General features: G+C 34.0%; 18 protein-coding genes and 1 riboswitch. Of the genes, 5 read left to right on the forward strand and 13 right to left on the reverse strand.

Translation table 11 applies throughout. From position 1 onward, the window contains the following. Positions 1-68: 68 nt before the first annotated feature. Complete coding sequence (locus ACODS7_RS22755) at positions 69-851, reverse strand: nucleotidyltransferase domain-containing protein (RefSeq protein WP_043937475.1); 783 nt, start codon at positions 849-851, stop codon at positions 69-71. A gap of 112 nt (positions 852-963) precedes the next feature. After that, positions 964-2,073 carry a PRK06851 family protein gene (locus ACODS7_RS22760; RefSeq protein ID WP_050842461.1) on the reverse strand — a complete coding sequence of 370 codons (1,110 nt, stop codon included), beginning with the start codon at positions 2,071-2,073 and terminating at the stop codon, positions 964-966. A 149-nt stretch (positions 2,074-2,222) separates the two neighbouring features. Continuing rightward, positions 2,223-2,335: riboswitch (SAM riboswitch) on the forward strand. A gap of 85 nt (positions 2,336-2,420) precedes the next feature. Here ACODS7_RS22760 and ACODS7_RS22765 point away from each other — a divergent pair. Then, positions 2,421-3,053: a cyclase family protein gene (locus ACODS7_RS22765; RefSeq protein WP_016083693.1), complete on the forward strand. Its 633-nt coding sequence runs from the start codon at positions 2,421-2,423 to the stop codon at positions 3,051-3,053. A 27-nt stretch (positions 3,054-3,080) separates the two neighbouring features. On the opposite strand, the gene ACODS7_RS22770 is transcribed toward ACODS7_RS22765, so the two are convergent. The 7 genes from ACODS7_RS22770 to ACODS7_RS22800 all read right to left on the reverse strand — a co-directional run bounded on the left by ACODS7_RS22770 (position 3,081) and on the right by ACODS7_RS22800 (position 8,854). Continuing rightward, positions 3,081-3,461 carry a hypothetical protein gene (locus ACODS7_RS22770; protein WP_016083694.1) on the reverse strand — a complete coding sequence of 127 codons (381 nt, stop codon included), beginning with the start codon at positions 3,459-3,461 and terminating at the stop codon, positions 3,081-3,083. A gap of 229 nt (positions 3,462-3,690) precedes the next feature. Further along, a complete protein-coding gene (locus ACODS7_RS22775; protein WP_243168449.1) occupies positions 3,691-4,917 on the reverse strand; it encodes an ATP-binding protein in 1,227 nt (408 codons plus the stop codon). 142 nt (positions 4,918-5,059) lie between these two features. Further along, positions 5,060-6,325, reverse strand: a complete 1,266-nt coding sequence (locus ACODS7_RS22780; protein ID WP_016083696.1) for a hypothetical protein — start codon at positions 6,323-6,325, stop codon at positions 5,060-5,062. Between the two features lie 237 nt (positions 6,326-6,562). Further along, positions 6,563-7,231 (reverse strand): LSm family protein, encoded by a 669-nt coding sequence (locus tag ACODS7_RS22785; RefSeq protein ID WP_001004281.1) that lies wholly within the window; start codon positions 7,229-7,231, stop codon positions 6,563-6,565. 162 nt (positions 7,232-7,393) lie between these two features. Beyond that, the gene (locus ACODS7_RS22790) at positions 7,394-7,843 is read right to left on the reverse strand and encodes a hypothetical protein (RefSeq protein ID WP_016083697.1); all 450 of its coding nucleotides are present in this window, start codon (positions 7,841-7,843) and stop codon (positions 7,394-7,396) included. Positions 7,844-7,863: 20 nt separating this feature from the next. Next, entirely contained in the window at positions 7,864-8,379 is a 516-nt protein-coding gene (locus tag ACODS7_RS22795; protein WP_016083698.1) for a hypothetical protein, read from the reverse strand. A gap of 235 nt (positions 8,380-8,614) precedes the next feature. Next, entirely contained in the window at positions 8,615-8,854 is a 240-nt protein-coding gene (locus ACODS7_RS22800; RefSeq protein WP_001998970.1) for a helix-turn-helix domain-containing protein, read from the reverse strand. 186 nt (positions 8,855-9,040) lie between these two features. On the opposite strand from ACODS7_RS22800, the gene ACODS7_RS22805 reads away from it, so the two are divergent. Next, on the forward strand, positions 9,041-9,409 hold the full coding sequence (locus tag ACODS7_RS22805) for a hypothetical protein (protein WP_000235474.1): 369 nt from the start codon (positions 9,041-9,043) through the stop codon (positions 9,407-9,409). A 196-nt stretch (positions 9,410-9,605) separates the two neighbouring features. On the opposite strand, the gene ACODS7_RS22810 is transcribed toward ACODS7_RS22805, so the two are convergent. Then, positions 9,606-10,655, reverse strand: coding sequence for an NAD(P)/FAD-dependent oxidoreductase (locus ACODS7_RS22810; protein ID WP_001078268.1), 1,050 nt, complete (start codon positions 10,653-10,655; stop codon positions 9,606-9,608). 333 nt (positions 10,656-10,988) lie between these two features. Between ACODS7_RS22810 and ACODS7_RS22815 the strand changes: the two genes are divergently transcribed. Genes ACODS7_RS22815 through ACODS7_RS22825 form a run of 3 tightly spaced genes read left to right on the forward strand, consistent with a single transcriptional unit; the run spans position 10,989 to position 13,999 of the window. Next, positions 10,989-11,906: an iron-hydroxamate ABC transporter substrate-binding protein gene (locus ACODS7_RS22815; protein WP_016083700.1), complete on the forward strand. Its 918-nt coding sequence runs from the start codon at positions 10,989-10,991 to the stop codon at positions 11,904-11,906. Between the two features lie 48 nt (positions 11,907-11,954). Continuing rightward, on the forward strand, positions 11,955-12,995 hold the full coding sequence (locus ACODS7_RS22820) for a FecCD family ABC transporter permease (protein WP_002025239.1): 1,041 nt from the start codon (positions 11,955-11,957) through the stop codon (positions 12,993-12,995). Then, a complete protein-coding gene (locus ACODS7_RS22825) occupies positions 12,992-13,999 on the forward strand; it encodes a FecCD family ABC transporter permease (protein WP_098640621.1) in 1,008 nt (335 codons plus the stop codon). The genes ACODS7_RS22820 and ACODS7_RS22825 overlap by 4 nt, the downstream gene beginning before the upstream one ends. Before the next feature lie 44 nt (positions 14,000-14,043). Here ACODS7_RS22825 and ACODS7_RS22830 read toward each other — a convergent pair whose 3' ends face one another. The 3 genes from ACODS7_RS22830 to mtnK are packed head-to-tail and all read right to left on the reverse strand — an operon-like array spanning position 14,044 to position 17,024. Then, positions 14,044-14,685, reverse strand: a complete 642-nt coding sequence (locus tag ACODS7_RS22830) for an L-fuculose-phosphate aldolase (protein WP_000926555.1) — start codon at positions 14,683-14,685, stop codon at positions 14,044-14,046. Positions 14,686-14,738: 53 nt separating this feature from the next. Then, the gene (mtnA, locus tag ACODS7_RS22835; RefSeq protein WP_088114923.1) at positions 14,739-15,785 is read right to left on the reverse strand and encodes an S-methyl-5-thioribose-1-phosphate isomerase; all 1,047 of its coding nucleotides are present in this window, start codon (positions 15,783-15,785) and stop codon (positions 14,739-14,741) included. Positions 15,786-15,794: 9 nt separating this feature from the next. After that, positions 15,795-17,024 carry an S-methyl-5-thioribose kinase gene (mtnK, locus tag ACODS7_RS22840; protein WP_088114922.1) on the reverse strand — a complete coding sequence of 410 codons (1,230 nt, stop codon included), beginning with the start codon at positions 17,022-17,024 and terminating at the stop codon, positions 15,795-15,797. Between the last annotated feature and the right edge of the window lie 218 nt (positions 17,025-17,242).

Below are 17,242 nucleotides of genomic sequence, written 5' to 3' on the forward strand. Positions count from 1 at the left end.
AATTTAGCCATAGAAAAACTGCACCTCCAATTGTTAGACTGTGTCTAACAATTGGAGGTGCAGTTCACTTACTTGTGCTCTTTTTCATATGCTTCAAACAACGTATCTCGAAACAATGTATTTAAACTCTCAATATCGATCCCTGATCCCTTTTCAATTCCTTTTACATACTGCTGATAGTAATGAATTTGTTCTTCTAAAAATTGATTTAGCACCTTAATTTTCAATCCAACATCTAATTCAGTACCTGCTTTTTTCTTTATTAACAACTTTTCAATTTCATCTAATACACTACGTTCTAATGATAATTCTGTAATCAATCGGTCAAATTCTACAGGAGGTAAAGTTGCTTTCTCTTCTAGCCACTTACAAGCTAAAATGGGACGTAATACATAAAAGTACTTTTTCAGCTTTACATTCTCACCTTGCAAAAATTCACGATAATTTTTCGACGCCATATGTAAATAATGATATATCGTTGCTTTTGGATCAAAATTCTTCTCACTCATCTGTTGAAGTAGTTCTGGAAAATTAGAGTTTTTCGAATAAAAAATTGGTGATCGAATCCACTCAAGTAAAGCTGGGTTCGACTTCGCGAATAGTTGCAATGCCTTTCTAATATCCCAACCACTTATATCTAAATCATCACTAATTGGATATTCAATTACATCTCGTTTATCATGAATTGATAAATACCATTCTACCGGATGTATATAAACAAACCTAACATCATAATCGCTATCTTTCGATGGAAACCCCCAAGCACGACTCCCTGATTCTACCGCAAATAAAATTTTCACATCATTCTCTTTTTCAATTCTTTCTAACTCCAACTCGATTTTCTCTCTCATTTCATAACACCTCTATTTTTTGATTATTTCCTTGGAAATTCGACAAATACACTACTAATTTTACTACATACTAAAAAAACTGTCAGAAATTACTGACAGCAAAACGGAACATCTATTGTTGCTTTTCGATTACAGTAGTAGCAATTCGTTCAAACTCTTTTTGAATCTCATCTTTATATGCATCTACTATTGAAAAATCCATAGCAGCAATATAAATTCGTTCTAATTTATCACGAACCGATTTTGCTTTCGCTAAGAAAGACATCGCCTCATTCATTTTTGCTTTATATTGAATGGAAACATCACGAATTTCCTTCGCATATTTCTCATCCGTCCCTGGCGTAACAATAAGGGCATACATATCAATAATTTCATCACCCTCGCGACTTGGAAAATATTCATGTGGTGCGGTGCTATCAAAAATTGCAAAGCCTAATTCTCTTACGATAACCATATCAAGACTATTCGGGTCAAATCCGCAATGATATACTTCAACTTCAAACCCTTTTTCTTCAGCTGCCTTAGCTAACTTTTTGAGCATCGTTGATTTTCCAGAGCCTGGGCGCCCTTTTATAAAATAACGATGTGGTAACCCTTCTGTTAAATTAGGAACAAAATCAACTGCCCCTTTCGGTGTAGCAGCTCCTAAAAAACGATGTTTTACAAGCGATTGTCTCCCGCCTTTATCTGCAAATAATTTCTGGATTAGCTGATCGGTTAGTTCATTTGCTTTATTAAAATCTATATTATCAATATATATCTTCTCCCACTCATCATGTATAACCAATGCCTCTTTAAAACGTGCGTAAGCAGACTGAAAAGCTTTGCTTGCTTCTGAAACAAATCTTTCAATTTCTAACTTCTGCTTCCTTAGTTTATCTGAGTCCCAAGCAATTCCTAAATTTATATACTCTTCAACAACTCCTGGCATTTTTGGCTCAATAACATGCGGCGATGTCCCATCAACAATTCCTGCTTTTAATTTTGGGATAATTACACCATCAACCGATTTATTGTCAGAAGAACAATGTAAAAATTCAATATCGTATCCTTTTCCAACCCATTCACGACCTATTGCCTTTATTAAAGAAGATTTTCCCGTTCCTGGGCCACCCTTTAAGATAAATAATCTGTCTAATCCTTTTAAATTCTCTTCGTATAAATTGTGAAATCCCCTAGCTGTATTACCACCAGCATAGTAATTCAGTACATTTCCTGTCACTGCACTCACTCCTTCGCAGCATTCTATTTACATAAGCTACAATATGCGAGCAGCTTTATTTGGGTGAATACCTATTTTATATTGCACGCAAAAAGGAAATGAATTACAATTTAACTATCGGAAAATTCCGATTTTAAAAACTGAATACTTCTTTATCAAGAGAGGCAGAGGGACCGGCCCTTTGAAGCCCAGCAACCTCAGTTTATACAAACTGAATAGGTGCTAATTCCTGCAAAATGCATTGCATTTTGGAAGATAAAACTCAACTAGCATGTAAAGCTCATCTTTCTTGATACTGAAGGATGAGCTTTTTATTATTTGAAAAACATATATTGGAGGTATGTAAAATGAAAGTAATTGATCTATCGCAAACATTTGAAAATAATATGTCTCAATTTCCTGGAACACCTAAAATACAACTAGAAGCTGTTACAAGCGTTGAAGAAGCAGGCTATCAAGTTACAGATTTTCATTCTGTCGTTCATGTTGGCACGCATTGTGATGCTCCTGCGCATTTTATTTCAGGAGCAACAACTATTGATCAATTACCGCTAGATCAATTTGTAGGCGAAGCTGTTCTTATAGATGTAACACATATTCAAGAGCGAAAATTACCTAAGGCAGTATTGCATAATACTGACATAAAAGAAGGTGATATTGTTATTTTTCATTCCAATCTATCCACTAAATGGAATACAGAAGCTTATGAGAAAGAAGCATTTTATCTTTCTGAAGAATTAGCTGAAGAACTAGTTCAATTAAAAGTAAAATCTATCGGTTTAGATTTCATTTCTCCTGATGAAGTTACAACAGAAACATCACCGATTCATCACATATTATTAGGGAATAATATTTATTTAATTGAAAACTTAACAAATCTAGATGCTATCGAAGCAAAACGTTTCTTTTTCTCAGCAGCACCTTTAAAAATTAAAAATAGTGACGGTGCTTTCGCAAGAGCATTTGCTGTTATTTTTTAAATGGAGCTACAAAAAAAGCAAAGGTCATTACTGACCTTTGCTTCTATATTTTCTATTTAAATTAAGAAAGAATTGTTCCACACGAGGACGTACCCAAGCTAAACAATCAATCTCTTTCTTCTTTGTGCAAGCTATCTCTTCACCATCTACCATTTCAACAAGTTCCAACTCTAACAATTGCCTCGTGAACGCTAACATATTTACTTCTTCAGCTGGATACTCTTCTTTTAATTTCTCCTCAATTTCACCCAATAAAAAACCGTCACGCATCATTGCTAGTGCATCAATCCAAAGTGGCGGCATTTCATATTTTTCTCCTGTAATTGTATCTTTTACAATATAATTCTTTTGCTCTTTTCGAAATTGAATTGTATGTAAACATACAGTCGAATTTAATGTTAATTCCATCATACCACCTCTTTCATAATATCTGCATAGAAAAAAGGATGCGCGTGCACCCCTTCTTATCTTTTCGTAACACTACTGAACCGTTACATGAGCAACCAATCTCATGTCGATATTTTCCTCCATTATAAACGAAGTATTTTATAAAAAAAACCCTTCTTGAAACATTTTATAAAATGTTTATATTTACACAACAAGAACACTTTTCTGAAAAATCTTTTCTCCCAATACATTAAACGGTCGGCAGAAAAATTTCTACTTTCGTTCCTACTCCTACACTACTTTGAATTGTGATACTTCCTTGATGTTCCTTAATAATTTTATATGTAATCATTAATCCAAGTCCTGTACCATTCTCCTTTGTTGTGTAAAAAGCCTTGCCGATTTTTCCTAATTTCTCATTCTCTATACCAAATCCTTGGTCTTCGACAGAAATACACAAATGTCCTTGCGTTTTTTGATATGCACGGATATGAATTTCTCCACCCTCTGGCATTGATTCTATTCCATTTTTAATGATATTTAATAACACTTGTTTTAATTGCTTATCATCACCGTTTATAGCCGGTAAATTCCCATCTACTTGTAAATGGCATTTAACTCTATATTGCGTTGCATAACTTTCCATTAGCTGCACAACATATAGAAGGATGGCTCGTATATTACATCTTTCATAATTTGTTGGCTTTGGTTTTCCTAACAACATCAATTCACTAACAAATCCATTAATCCTTTCAATTTCTTGTAGCATAATGTTGTAGCTCATCGTATCAGTTGGGTTTCTTTCTTTTTGCATTTGCGTAAACCCTTTTAACGCTGTTAGCGGATTTCGAATTTCATGGGCAATCGTTGTAGACATAGTCCCAATCACTGCTAAATTTTCCGTCTCTTTCATATTGTTCATCATTTCAACCACTGTTCTTACATAAGATTGAAATCGTTTTAATAAAGAATGTGAAATAATAAAAAAGAATATACATAAAACAAGTGGAATCACAACTTTAATATCTTGTAATATCAAAGTGAAAAATACATACTTTCCAATTACACTAAAGGAAACTAAGTAAAAATACTTTCTATTCACAAATATCGGCGCAAATAAAATTAACAATATTTCAACCATATTTCCATTTTCAAAAACACGATTACTGTTTAAATAAATCATTAAATTATTTATGATATCAATAAACATATACCCAATTAAAAACAAATATTTCACAAAATATACATAACCTTTTTTTTGAAGATATACTGAAATAGGAAATAAAGATATTACTAATATATAAACCCCTATCCCCATACCACCTTCTGGCCATCCTATCCTTGCACCATTAATGTCCATAGCCGGATACACAAAGTAATAAATAACGTCATATAAAAAAAATATAATATAGAATAACAATAAAAATACTTTTAAAGCTTCTTTTTCTTCATAAATTAAGCTTTTCAATTTGTTCATATGAATACTCCTCATGATCAATACAAAAAATAACGTTTTATATGTTATCTCCTTAAATTATAAGTATGAAATTGCTTTCAGGGCAATATTTAACCTTATAATACTAAAAGGAAGGAGAGTTCTCCTTCCTTTTGGTAAAAATTTACATCCACCTTACCCTATCATGTAACAATCCATCCGTAAAATTATTATGCCCTACTACAAAATCCTTCATATATAAATTTAAATATTCACCGTACTTACTTTCTGTATTTAATAACAACTCCTCGACGTAATAAGCACCTTGTTCAAATTGATCTAAAAGTATACTGCACAAGCCTGCATAAATCCCGCACCCTACCTGAAAATACGTTGCATTCGTTTTATATTTACGAAAAACTTGGCTACTATTCATCACATTATACATATATGTCTCACTATTTTCATAAACGAGTAACACACCGACCAGGTCTTCTCCAGCAACCTCTTCTTCCGCTGGATTAAATACTTTACGATTCCAGTTCCATAAATCTTCTACTTGATCTAAGTTCTGTCTAATTATATTTGTTGTATACTCATTAATTCGGTAAAGAAAACCAACTTCCATATTAAAATTTTTCCCTAAAATTAATACTTCCTCATGTGGCATTAAACAACCATAGAATTCTTTTTCTCCTAACTTCACTTTATACTCTGAAGCATATACATCTTCATAAAAGTAAAGAGGACGATGATGACTCATATACATCGGATAACTCCAGATTGCTTCATCTAAAAATCGCTCTACTGCCCATGAAGCATAAAGTGTATGTGGCGTTATAAGTGCTGTATCATTCAAAAACGACGTGTCATGTTCTACAATATAACATGCTCTTGGCCTTTCATTTGGTCGTTCATTCATAAGCTCAACAACCATCCATTGAACAACACCTGGATTCATACCTGAACCTATAATCGCTTTTGTATTTGTAAATTTCTCTTTCTCCTTCTCAAACCTTGTATATCTTTCCGTAAGCTGAAAGCCGATTAAGCTATCGTCCTGATCTACTGCCTCATTTTCCAAGGCTGAGTTAATATAACAAATTCCTAGTTCATTACAGCAGCTTAATACTCTAATTGTATCTGCCCCTGAAACATCAATCACAACACTCGTTCTTTTTTCTTTTAAATGTTGTTTAAATTCCACTACATTTTGAAGGTTTATTTCATATAAATATAATTGACTTTTCAAATTCGAAAACAACTCATCATAATAAGTCCTATCTTTTTGCTTTATATCCACCAAATGAAATTTGGCATTCTTTAATACTTCATAAATTGGATCTTTTTCATTTGCTATCGCTTGATTTAAAATTGCTAAAACTGCTTTTGCTGCTCCACCAGCACTACCAAGCAATGTAATTGATAACGAATTCGGAAACTGCTCCACAAACAAAACCCCTTTAATAAATTAATTGAGCAGCTCCTCCTCAAAAAATAAATTGAATACATAAAAGATAGCTCGTACACATTTCTTTATAAATTAGTGCAAATTCTTCAAAACAAGATTCCACTATAATATATTTATATTCAATTCATTTTTCCCCTCATATCCAAATTAAACTAAATAAATAGGCTCGACCTTTTCTTCTGCATATAAAAGAAAAAGCCAGCCCTTCCAACTAATCTACGGACAATGGACGGATTTTACATGTTGAATATTCACATACATTTTTGCATCACGTGCTTTTGATATTTCAATATGACCTTCATCAATTTTCGCCATTTTTCCAATTTTATTGGACTCCTCACCTAAATCGAACACCATAATTTTCCCTGTCATTTTAATAAGCTGTTCTTCAAACGTTCTAGCTAACGTAATATTTAACGGATTTACGGGGAGTTCATTTTTATTGAGGGCATACGGTACTTGGTTCTCTTTATACGGAATTAACCATTTTAAATGCTTTAAAGATATATATACCGTTTTATAAACCGGACTATAAAAAACAATATAATCGTTCATCACACTTGTAACATAACCATGTATTGGAGCATTTCCTGCTACATAAACTTCTGTAAAAATCCCTTTAGAAGTACTTAATACTTTTCTCAAAGAAATTGAAGGGGATTCCCTCTTAATTACAGAATCAACATCTGGTTTTGATATTTCTTCGTCATATGGTCTTAAAAATTTATAGTATTGTACATGATATAACGATATATATACGTAATCTTGTCCATTGTAAAGAACAACAATATCATTTCCTACATCAATTAATACGCCTTTAAATCTTTTTTCACCGATTAATTTAACATATATATTTTCTCCAATACTTTTATTCAACTCATTCATCTATATCCTCCTTCCTATAAATATCAGCTTTCCTATCTTCCGTTTCAAAAAAAATAATCAGGGCAATGTTTTGTATTAATAGTAAGTAATTCCTTTTCATACTATCGAAATAAGGAATTGTTCTTCTCTTTCCCTCATAATGCCCCTCTTATTTATTAAACATTATTCATCTTCATTCTTTTTACATTTCACTACTTGACTCACACTCTTAATATGATAATTAATGATATAAATGACTTCATCGCCGTTTACTAGTGTAATACATTCTTCATGCACTTCACTTAATAATCCTTCCACACACTCAGGACCGCCACGATTTATCTTTACCCACTTATACTTCAAATCACGTAATATATCGACAAAAGTATCATCCTCAGAGCAGAAACATGAAACATAGCAATCGCCACATTTACTTTCTTTCACTTTCTTAGCTAGACTCTTCACATGTTTCAATTGGTAATATACTAATTCACCAAGAGGAAGTTGTAATGTAAGGTAATCTCTCCCTAACGATACAAGTACCCCCACTCGACTCTCTGGTCCACGAAGATTTACTTTTACAGTCTCACCGACTAAGCATTTAATTTGCTCACAGCATAATATACTTTCCAAATTTGTATCCTCCTTTCTTATTATCTTCCTCTACTTGACTGTCTTTGTGCGCGAGCTCGACTCGAATTATCACTTTCACTATTGCTTTCACTGTTGCTTTCACTGTCGCTTTCTTCACTATCTCTACAAGCTACTGTGACACTCTTAATATGAGATACTGCAACTAATATAACTTCTTCTTTTACAATCAATGTCACAAATTCACAAGAAACATCTTGTAAAATACCTTCAACTTTCTCTGGGCCACCACGATTAATTTTTACCCAGCAATATTTGAAGCTTTGAAGTAACTTTTCAAAGTCATCTTCACATTCCAACCATCTGCAATCATCTGCTTTACAATCTTTCGCATTTTTTGTAACACTTTTCAGATGACGAATCTGATAGTAATAGAGCTCTCCTTTTTCATTCTTTAATACAAAGTAATCCGAACATACTGCGACTATTGTCCCTTTTTGAGATTCTGGACCACCCCTGTTTACTCTCACAAAAGATCCAATTAAGTCTTTCAGAAAATCACAATGAAATAAACTCACGAGAAAACCCCTTCCATTAATTTATAAGCTTTTGCACTGATAGTATATGTATCTGTACAGGTTACGTTCTCTATGTTTGTCCTAGCTAGAAAAAAATATGCTTTTAACATGGTAGACTACTACCTATCAAAAACATAAGGAATTCTGCATGCCCATTAGGCTTTCGATACCTTTAGACAAAAAATCCCGTATGAAGATACATTTCTGCATATCTTCATACGGGATTTCCCAAAGTTTAGTCTTCGTCTTTAACATCCATATCTTCTGGAATTGGTTCGTTTAATATTTCTTCCACTAACTGCTTATATTTCTCCATTTGTTCTAAATGCGTATTGAATTGTTCTTTATTTACTAAATATTGCTCTCCATCGAATAGCGCACGAATTTTCTTTTGCTGAATTAACTCTTCAATATACGATTTTGGTAAATTCAAATACTCCGCAGTCTCTTCTACTGTTATATACAATGCGTTCATTCCTTTATTATTTTTTCATCTATACTGTATCTTACTTTACTTTATTTTTGTAAACAAATAAAAAAGATTTTGTAAATGCAGTTTAAAAAGCAGGTAGATGCATTCCATATATTGTATAGTATTATATAGTAAGAATTTTTTAAATATAGAATGGTATTACCCATTTACACAAAGGAGAGTTAACATATGGCTACTCGTCACATCATTACAATGTTAGAAAAAACACTACAAGTTGAAACAGAAAACACAATTTCTCATTTGAATGTATCTTTATCTGATCGTTTTCTTTCTCAAAGCACAGCAATACATGAAAACAATTGTTATCATACAATTGGTGAATGGTACAAAAATCATTTCTTATTCCAACAAGATGATTTCCTTTGGGCTAAATATGCTTTCTATGACGCATATTGTGAAGCCATCAAAAAACAAGGCCATCTTACAAAACGCGTCCGTCAAATATTAGAATCATTGGCTCGAAAACATGGAAAACAATATATTGCTTCTATACTAAATATGCCATTTCCTAATGAACGCGCTAAAGGGACAGCGTAATTTAGCCATGTTCTGCGTAAGCAAAACATAGCTAAATTGTTTTCTAAGATGCTTTACCAATAAAAATGTTCATATCATATGAACTGATGAAACCGGTGTCATTATAATGATTGAAAATATAGTAAACAGGAAAACCCCCACGTACATCTCTCATCCATTTGAATAGAGAAGTATGTGGGGGTATACTTGTTCCTTATTATTTCATCATCTGCTTAATCAGTTCGCGATTTCTCTTCTTAAATACTTCATTATGAGAAGAAACCATTCCGTACTCACTTGCATCTGGTTGGATAAATTGCTTTGCTTTATTCACAGCATTTCCAGCATCTTGGAATGCACCTGCAATTAAGTGTAGTTTCCCTTCATGCTTTAAAATATCTCCAGCAGCATATAATCCATCTACTGAAGACTCACTATTTGCATTACCTGCAATATAATAATTATCTATAATTGCAACGTCTAACTCACTATTTTCTAATAATGTAATGTCGCGTTCATATCCATGATTAATAATAACTTCATCAATAGGTAAGTGAGAAACCTCACCTGTTTCATGATTTGTTAATTCTACATATTCGATCGCTTCATGATTATCACCAGCAATTAATTTTGTAATCGATGTATTAAAGAAACACTCCGCTGAGCTGTTCATAAGTTGTTTTACTTGTGCTTCATGACCAGATAATTCTTCTTTTCTATAGGTTACATACACTTTTTTCGCAATTGGTTCCAATTCATTTGCCCAATCAACAGCAGAATTGCCTCCACCGGAAATAATAACTGTTTTACCTTTGAAACGCTTTAAAGATTTAACTGTATAATTTAAATTCGATACTTCAAATCGCTCAGCACCTTCAATAGATAACTTTTGCGGTTTCAATATACCACTTCCTGTTGCGACGATAACTGTTTTTGAAAAGTGTTCTTCGCCAGTACTTGTTTTTAATGTAAAAGTACCATCTTGATTACGAATAATCGATTCTACTTTTGTATCTAATACAACTTCCGGCTTAAATGTTAACCCTTGCTGTACAAGTTGTTCAATTAACTTATCACCTGTAACTGGCAATAGTCCTCCTACATCCCAAATCATTTTTTCCGGATACACATGTATTTTTCCACCTAAATGTGGTTGAAATTCTATTATTTTCGTTTTCATTTCTCTGAGTCCACTATAAAAAGCTGAATAAAGCCCTGCAGGTCCTCCGCCTATCACGGTTACATCAAACAATTCTTCTCGATTCATTCGTGCTCACTCCTCAGCTATTAATCATTGATTATCATTCTCAATAAAATATAACCTGTTTCCGCAAAATTTACAATCAAAATTACTATTGACAATACACCTATATAAAATTATATTATTTAAAGAATCAATAGTGATAATCATTATCATTTTGTTAATAATTAGCAAATTTGAGATTACATCTTCTTTCATTAATATGGTTAATACTATATTATAAAATCTCATATTCAAGATTTTTAATAAATTATTTTGCTTTACCACTACTCTTTCAAAAAGATTACAGTTAAACAAATTATTGTATACACATATCATCTATGTTAAAGGAGAAAGACGATGAAAAAGTTATTTATTTCACTAACAGTTCTTTTCGTTCTTGTTATGAGTGCTTGTAGCAATGGCTCTACAGACAAAAAGAACGATGCAAAAGATAGTAAATCAGAAACAATTACATACCAATCTGAAAATGGTAAAGTAGAAGTTCCTGCAAATCCAAAACGCGTTGTTGTATTATCATCATTCGCTGGTAACGTAATGTCATTAGGTGTAAATCTTGTTGGGGTAGATTCATGGTCTAAACAAAACCCACGTTTTGATAGTAAACTTAAAGATGTTGCTGAAGTATCAGATGAAAATGTTGAAAAAATCGCTGAACTAAATCCAGATTTAATCATTGGTTTATCAAATGTTAAAAATGTCGATAAGTTAAAGAAAATTGCTCCTACTGTAACATACACTTACGGAAAAGTTGATTACTTAACACAGCATTTAGAAATTGGTAAGTTATTAAACAAAGAAAAAGAAGCAAAAACTTGGGTTGATGACTTCAAGAAACGTGCACAAGAAGCTGGTAAAGAAATTAAAGCAAAAATCGGTGAAGATGCAACAGTTTCTGTTGTAGAAAACTTCAACAAACAGCTTTATGTATACGGCGAAAACTGGGGCCGCGGAACAGAAATTCTGTACCAAGAAATGAAATTAAAAATGCCTGAAAAAGTAAAAGAAAAAGCATTAAAAGAAGGTTACTACGCATTATCTACTGAGGTATTACCTGAATTTGCTGGTGATTACTTAATCGTAAGTAAAAATAAAGATACTGATAACTCATTCCAAGAGACAGAATCATATAAAAACATCCCAGCAGTAAAAAATAATCGTGTATATGAAGCAAACATGATGGAATTCTATTTCAATGACCCACTTACATTAGATTTCCAACTAGACTTCTTCAAGAAGAGCTTTCTTGGTAAATAATACAAACATGAGGAATTCTTAATTTAAGAATTCCTCTTCCTTTATTCTATGAACAGAAAAGATGTGAAACGAATGACAAAAGATCATGACAATCCACGTTCTATAGCTTTTACATACAAACTAATTTTAAGCTTAATTGCATTCTTTCTTATTTTTATGGTTGCAATGGTATTAGGTGCTGCAGATACTTCGATAAAAGATGTATGGTTAGCACTCACTTCCTCCGCTAAAGGAGACAAAATATCTATTATTCGAGAAATACGTTTACCACGTGAAGTTGCTGCTATTTTTGTAGGAGCTGGATTAGCCGTTTCCGGAGCAATTATGCAAGGATTAACACGAAATCCACTTGCGGATCCTGGATTGTTAGGGCTTTCTGGTGGAGCAAATGCTGCGCTTGCACTAACACTTGCTTTCAACCCTTCCATCAGCTATCTTTACTTAACGTTAGCTTGCTTTATCGGTGCTGCAATTGGCGCAATTATGGTATTTGGAATTGGTATGGTGAAAAAAGGCGGCCTTTCTCCTCTTCGAATTGTATTAGCGGGCGCTGCAGTTTCAGCATTTCTACTCGCAATTTCAGAAGGAATTGGCATTTACTTTAAAATTTCACAAGATGTATCACTTTGGACTGCTGGGGGCGTAATTGGAACAACTTGGAGCCAATTAAAAATTATTATTCCAGTCATTTCAATTAGTATCTTTATCGCTATCTTACTAGCAAAAAAATTGACAGTTCTTAGTTTCAGTGAAGAAGTGGCTATTGGACTAGGTCAAAAAATTATTGTTATTAAAACTATTTTATTTATCATTATTATCTTACTTGCAGGTGCATCTGTAGCGCTTGTTGGAAATATGGCATTTATCGGTTTAATGGTACCTCACATGGTACGCCCAATTGTCGGTCCAGATTACCGATTTGTTATACCGATGTCAGCAATTGCTGGAGCTTCCTTTATGCTACTTGCAGATACAATCGGACGTACTATTAACGCTCCGTACGAAACACCCGTTGCGGCAATTGTCGCGATTGTAGGGTTACCATTCTTCCTATTCATTGTACGTAAAGGAGGAAAAACATTCTCATGATGCAATCTATTTTAAGAAAACAGCGTCTCATTATACTCGTTTTACTTATAGTAATCATCACAACCATTGTAGTTGGAATGGGACTTGGTTCAGCATCTTTATCTTATGATCGACTACTCCCAACATTAATGGGGCAAGGGACTTTTAAAGAGGAGTTCGTTTTATACTCTTTAAGACTACCTAGAATTGTCATTACATTATTAGCTGGTATGGCTCTCGCTTTATCAGGGGCTATTCTGCAAGGAATTACCCGAAATGATTTAGCTGAACCTGGTATTCTTGGTATCAACTCTGGGGCCGGTGTTGCTGTTGCTATTTTCTTTTTATACTTTCCAATAGACGTAGGTTCATTTCTTTACTTACTACCTGTAGTTGGATTTATCGGAGCATTTCTGACAGCTGTTCTAATTTACGTATTTTCATATAGTAAATCAACTGGACTTCAGCCAATCCGATTAACATTAACCGGTATCGGTTTTGCATTTGCACTATCTGGAACGATGATTGTCCTTATTTCATCCGCAGATCGTATAAAAGTAGACTTTATTTCAAAATGGATTGCCGGAAACATTTGGGGAGATGACTGGATTTTTGTTTTAGCAATGCTCCCATGGTTAATCGTATTAATTCCGTTTATTTTCTATAAAGCAAATCGATTAAACATTTTAGCATTAAACGAACCAGTCGCAATCGGCGTTGGAATTGAAATTGAAAAAGAACGCAGATACTTATTAGTTGCAGCCGTTGCACTTGCAGCTGCAGCTGTTTCCGTAACAGGAGGAATTAGCTTTATCGGATTAATGGCTCCTCATATCGCGAAATCTTTAGTAGGTCCAAGACATCAAATCTTCATGCCTATCGCCCTTTTAATCGGCGGATGGCTATTATTATTAGCAGATACAATTGGACGAAATATCGTTGATCCTAATGGCATCCCAGCAGGTATTGTCGTTGCTTTAATTGGGGCTCCTTACTTTATGTATTTGTTACTAAAAAAAGCGTAACAAACACCCTCAAGATCTTTTCTTGAGGGTGTTTTTGTTTCATTCTACTGCTGCCCATACCCTTCAAACTTCTTCGCCAAATTCTCCATCTCATCTTCTGGCAAAAGCTTCGGTTCTCCGACGCTTTTCGTTTGATAATAAATTTGAGCACAAAACTCAATCTCTTCTGCAACAGTAAACGCCATTTTTATATTATTTGCACCAGCAATTAAACCATGATTTGCAAGTAGCACAGCACGACGATCAATCATGCCTTCAAAAGCAGCATCCGCTAATTGCTTCGTACCAAATGTTTCATACGGCGCACAACGGACATTCGGGCCTGCAAAAGCAATTAAATATGACACAGCAGGAAGCTCCCATCCTAATGATGCAATCGTCTTCGCGTAAGGAGAATGTGTATGCACAAGCGCATTTATATCTTCACGCTTCCTATAGTAAATAAGGTGCATATCTAATTCACTTGATGGTTTTCTCTCTCCTTCTACTACTTCACCATCTAAGTTTAATATAACTACATCTTCAGGCTTTGTTTCATAATACTCTAAACCACTTGGGCTAATCGCAACAAGACCTTGTTCACGATTAAAGATACTAATATTACCGCCCGTCCCCTTTGTTAAACCACTAGAAATCATTTTCTTTCCATACGCTACAATTTCTTCTCTTTCTTTTTGTAATAACATATACATCCCCCTAAGTATGAAGCTTATGATGACTGACTTTTATATTTATCTATTTATTGAAATAGCTTTTTTAAATTCTCCGTAAACGGTGCCTTTACAATCCCTTTTTCTGTAATAATCGCTGTTACATTTTCATGTGGAGTAACATCAAATGCTGGATTATATACTTTACTTTCTTTCGGAGCTGAATATTGTCCGAAACGATTAATCACTTCAGAAGCATCTCTTTCTTCAATCGGAATTTCTTTTCCTGTCGATGTCTTTAAATCAATTGTCGGTGTTGGCGCTGCTACATAAAACGGAATGTTGTAGTATTTAGCTAAAATAGATACGCCTAATGTGCCAATTTTATTTGCTACATCACCATTTGCTGCCACACGGTCGCATCCAACGATTACTGCATCAATCTTCCCTTGTGACATGACCATAGCTGCCATATTATCTGTAATAACAGTAACGTCAATACCCGCTCGCTGCAGTTCTAATGCTGTTAACGTTGAACCTTGTAATCTAGGACGCGTTTCATCCGAATAAATTTTTAAATTCCATCCTTTTTCTTTCGCTAAATACATTGGAGCCGTCGCAGTACCATACTTAGTCGTCGCTAAAGCACCTGCATTACAATGCGTTAATACTCCCATTTCATCATGGAATAATGTTAATGCATACACTCCGATTTGACGGTTAATTTCTTCATCTTCTCTATGAATTTCTTTTGCCTCTTCTAATAATCTATTTTTCAACTGTGAGATTGATAAGTGAGCATTATCTGTCGCTACACTTTCCATTCTTTCAAGCGCCCAAAATAAATTTACTGCAGTCGGTCTTGATGTCGCCAAGTATGTACATACCTTTCTTACTTCATCCATAAATCCTTCTTCCGTACTTTCAGCAAATTCCTTTATCCCTAAATACACACCATAAGCTGCTGAAACACCAATCGCTGGTGCACCTCGTACTTTCATTACTTGAATCGCATCCCACACACTTTCAGCTGTTTTAAAAGATTCATAGACAATTTCATTTGGTAATAACGTTTGATCTAACAAAACTAAAGCATCATCTTTCCACTGAATTGGTACTAATTGCTCTTCCATCATATTCTCCCCTTACTTCGCGTAGTGCATTGACTGTTCTTTTAACGTTTCTACAAAACTTGTACCCGTTCTATATTGATTCGCTCGTAAAATAAAACTCTTCGCTACTTGAAGACAAATTCGCTCCGCTCTAGCACGTGCTTCCTCATTCTCAATACAAGTAATATCTTTTACTTTCGCTAATCCAACAATACGGCGAATTAATTCCAGACCTGTCACTGCAGCCGTATCCTCTAATACAGATTGCAAATAGACTTCGCTAAAGCCTTCTTCCTTCGCCATAATCTCGGTCACATGAATATCCCAAGCATCTAAAAACTTCTTCTTAAATAAATCAATTACCTCTACCATCGTAGCTTGTAACCAATCCATATACGTATCTTTCTCAGCTCCAGGTGGCATCGTTGCATCCGCATTCACCCAAGCAAACATTAAATTCGCCATTACATTCCCAACGTCATATCCCATAGGTCCATAAAAAGCAAACTCAGGATCAATAACCTTTGTAGAATCATCTCTTACAAAAACAGAACCAGTATGTAAATCACCATGAAGTAATGCCTGTGCATTCGTCATAAAAGAAAATTTACGTTTCGCTACTTCCATACGAAGCTCTTTATCACTATAAATATGTTCCCTAATCCATCCCTCATTTAACGGAAATAACTCATTACGCTTATTATGATTGGTAAATGGTTCTGAATATACGAGGTCCTCTGTAATCTCACATAATTCAGGATTTATATAATTCTTCACAAGTTCCTTCTTCTCTTTATGATTCATTACAACATCCGATGTTAATAAAAGTGTATTTACCATAAAAGTAGTTAACTCATCCGCAAGCCTCGGAAATATTTGATGATTTATAAGTGCTGTACGTAATATTGTGTGATCCGATAAATCTTCCATTACACAACAATTCATCACACTATCAAATAAATACACCTTAGGAACAAGTCCAGGTGCTAACTCATCCTCTAACTGCAAAACATCTGATTCTATACGAATACGATTCGTCGACAACTTAAACTCATCTGAAATGCGAGCTGTATCCCCAGCTTGCTTTACGATAACAGACATGTTCTCTTTTTCATCCCAAACGCGGAACACATAATTTAAATTGCCATCACCTATTTCTTCACACTGTAACCCCTTTGCATGTTCAAACTTAGATAATTTCTCTTTCACATATGCAATCACATCTTTAGCTTCCATTAAAAAATACTTCGTGAACTTAGACATGGTTTCCCCTCCACACTAATTGTAAGCGTTTTCTAAAAGCTATAAAAAATAATAGGTTGAATTTTTTCATCCTATAAATATGTATTCTTCTTTTTGAAAGGTATATCTAGGTTTTATTATATCTTGTTAGCACTTTGAGTCAATGTTTCTAACTATCATCATAATATACTTCCTAATTATATATTTGAGATGACAAAAATTGTTCAAAAAATTTCCGA

This window comes from Bacillus sp. FG16 (assembly GCF_057809515.1).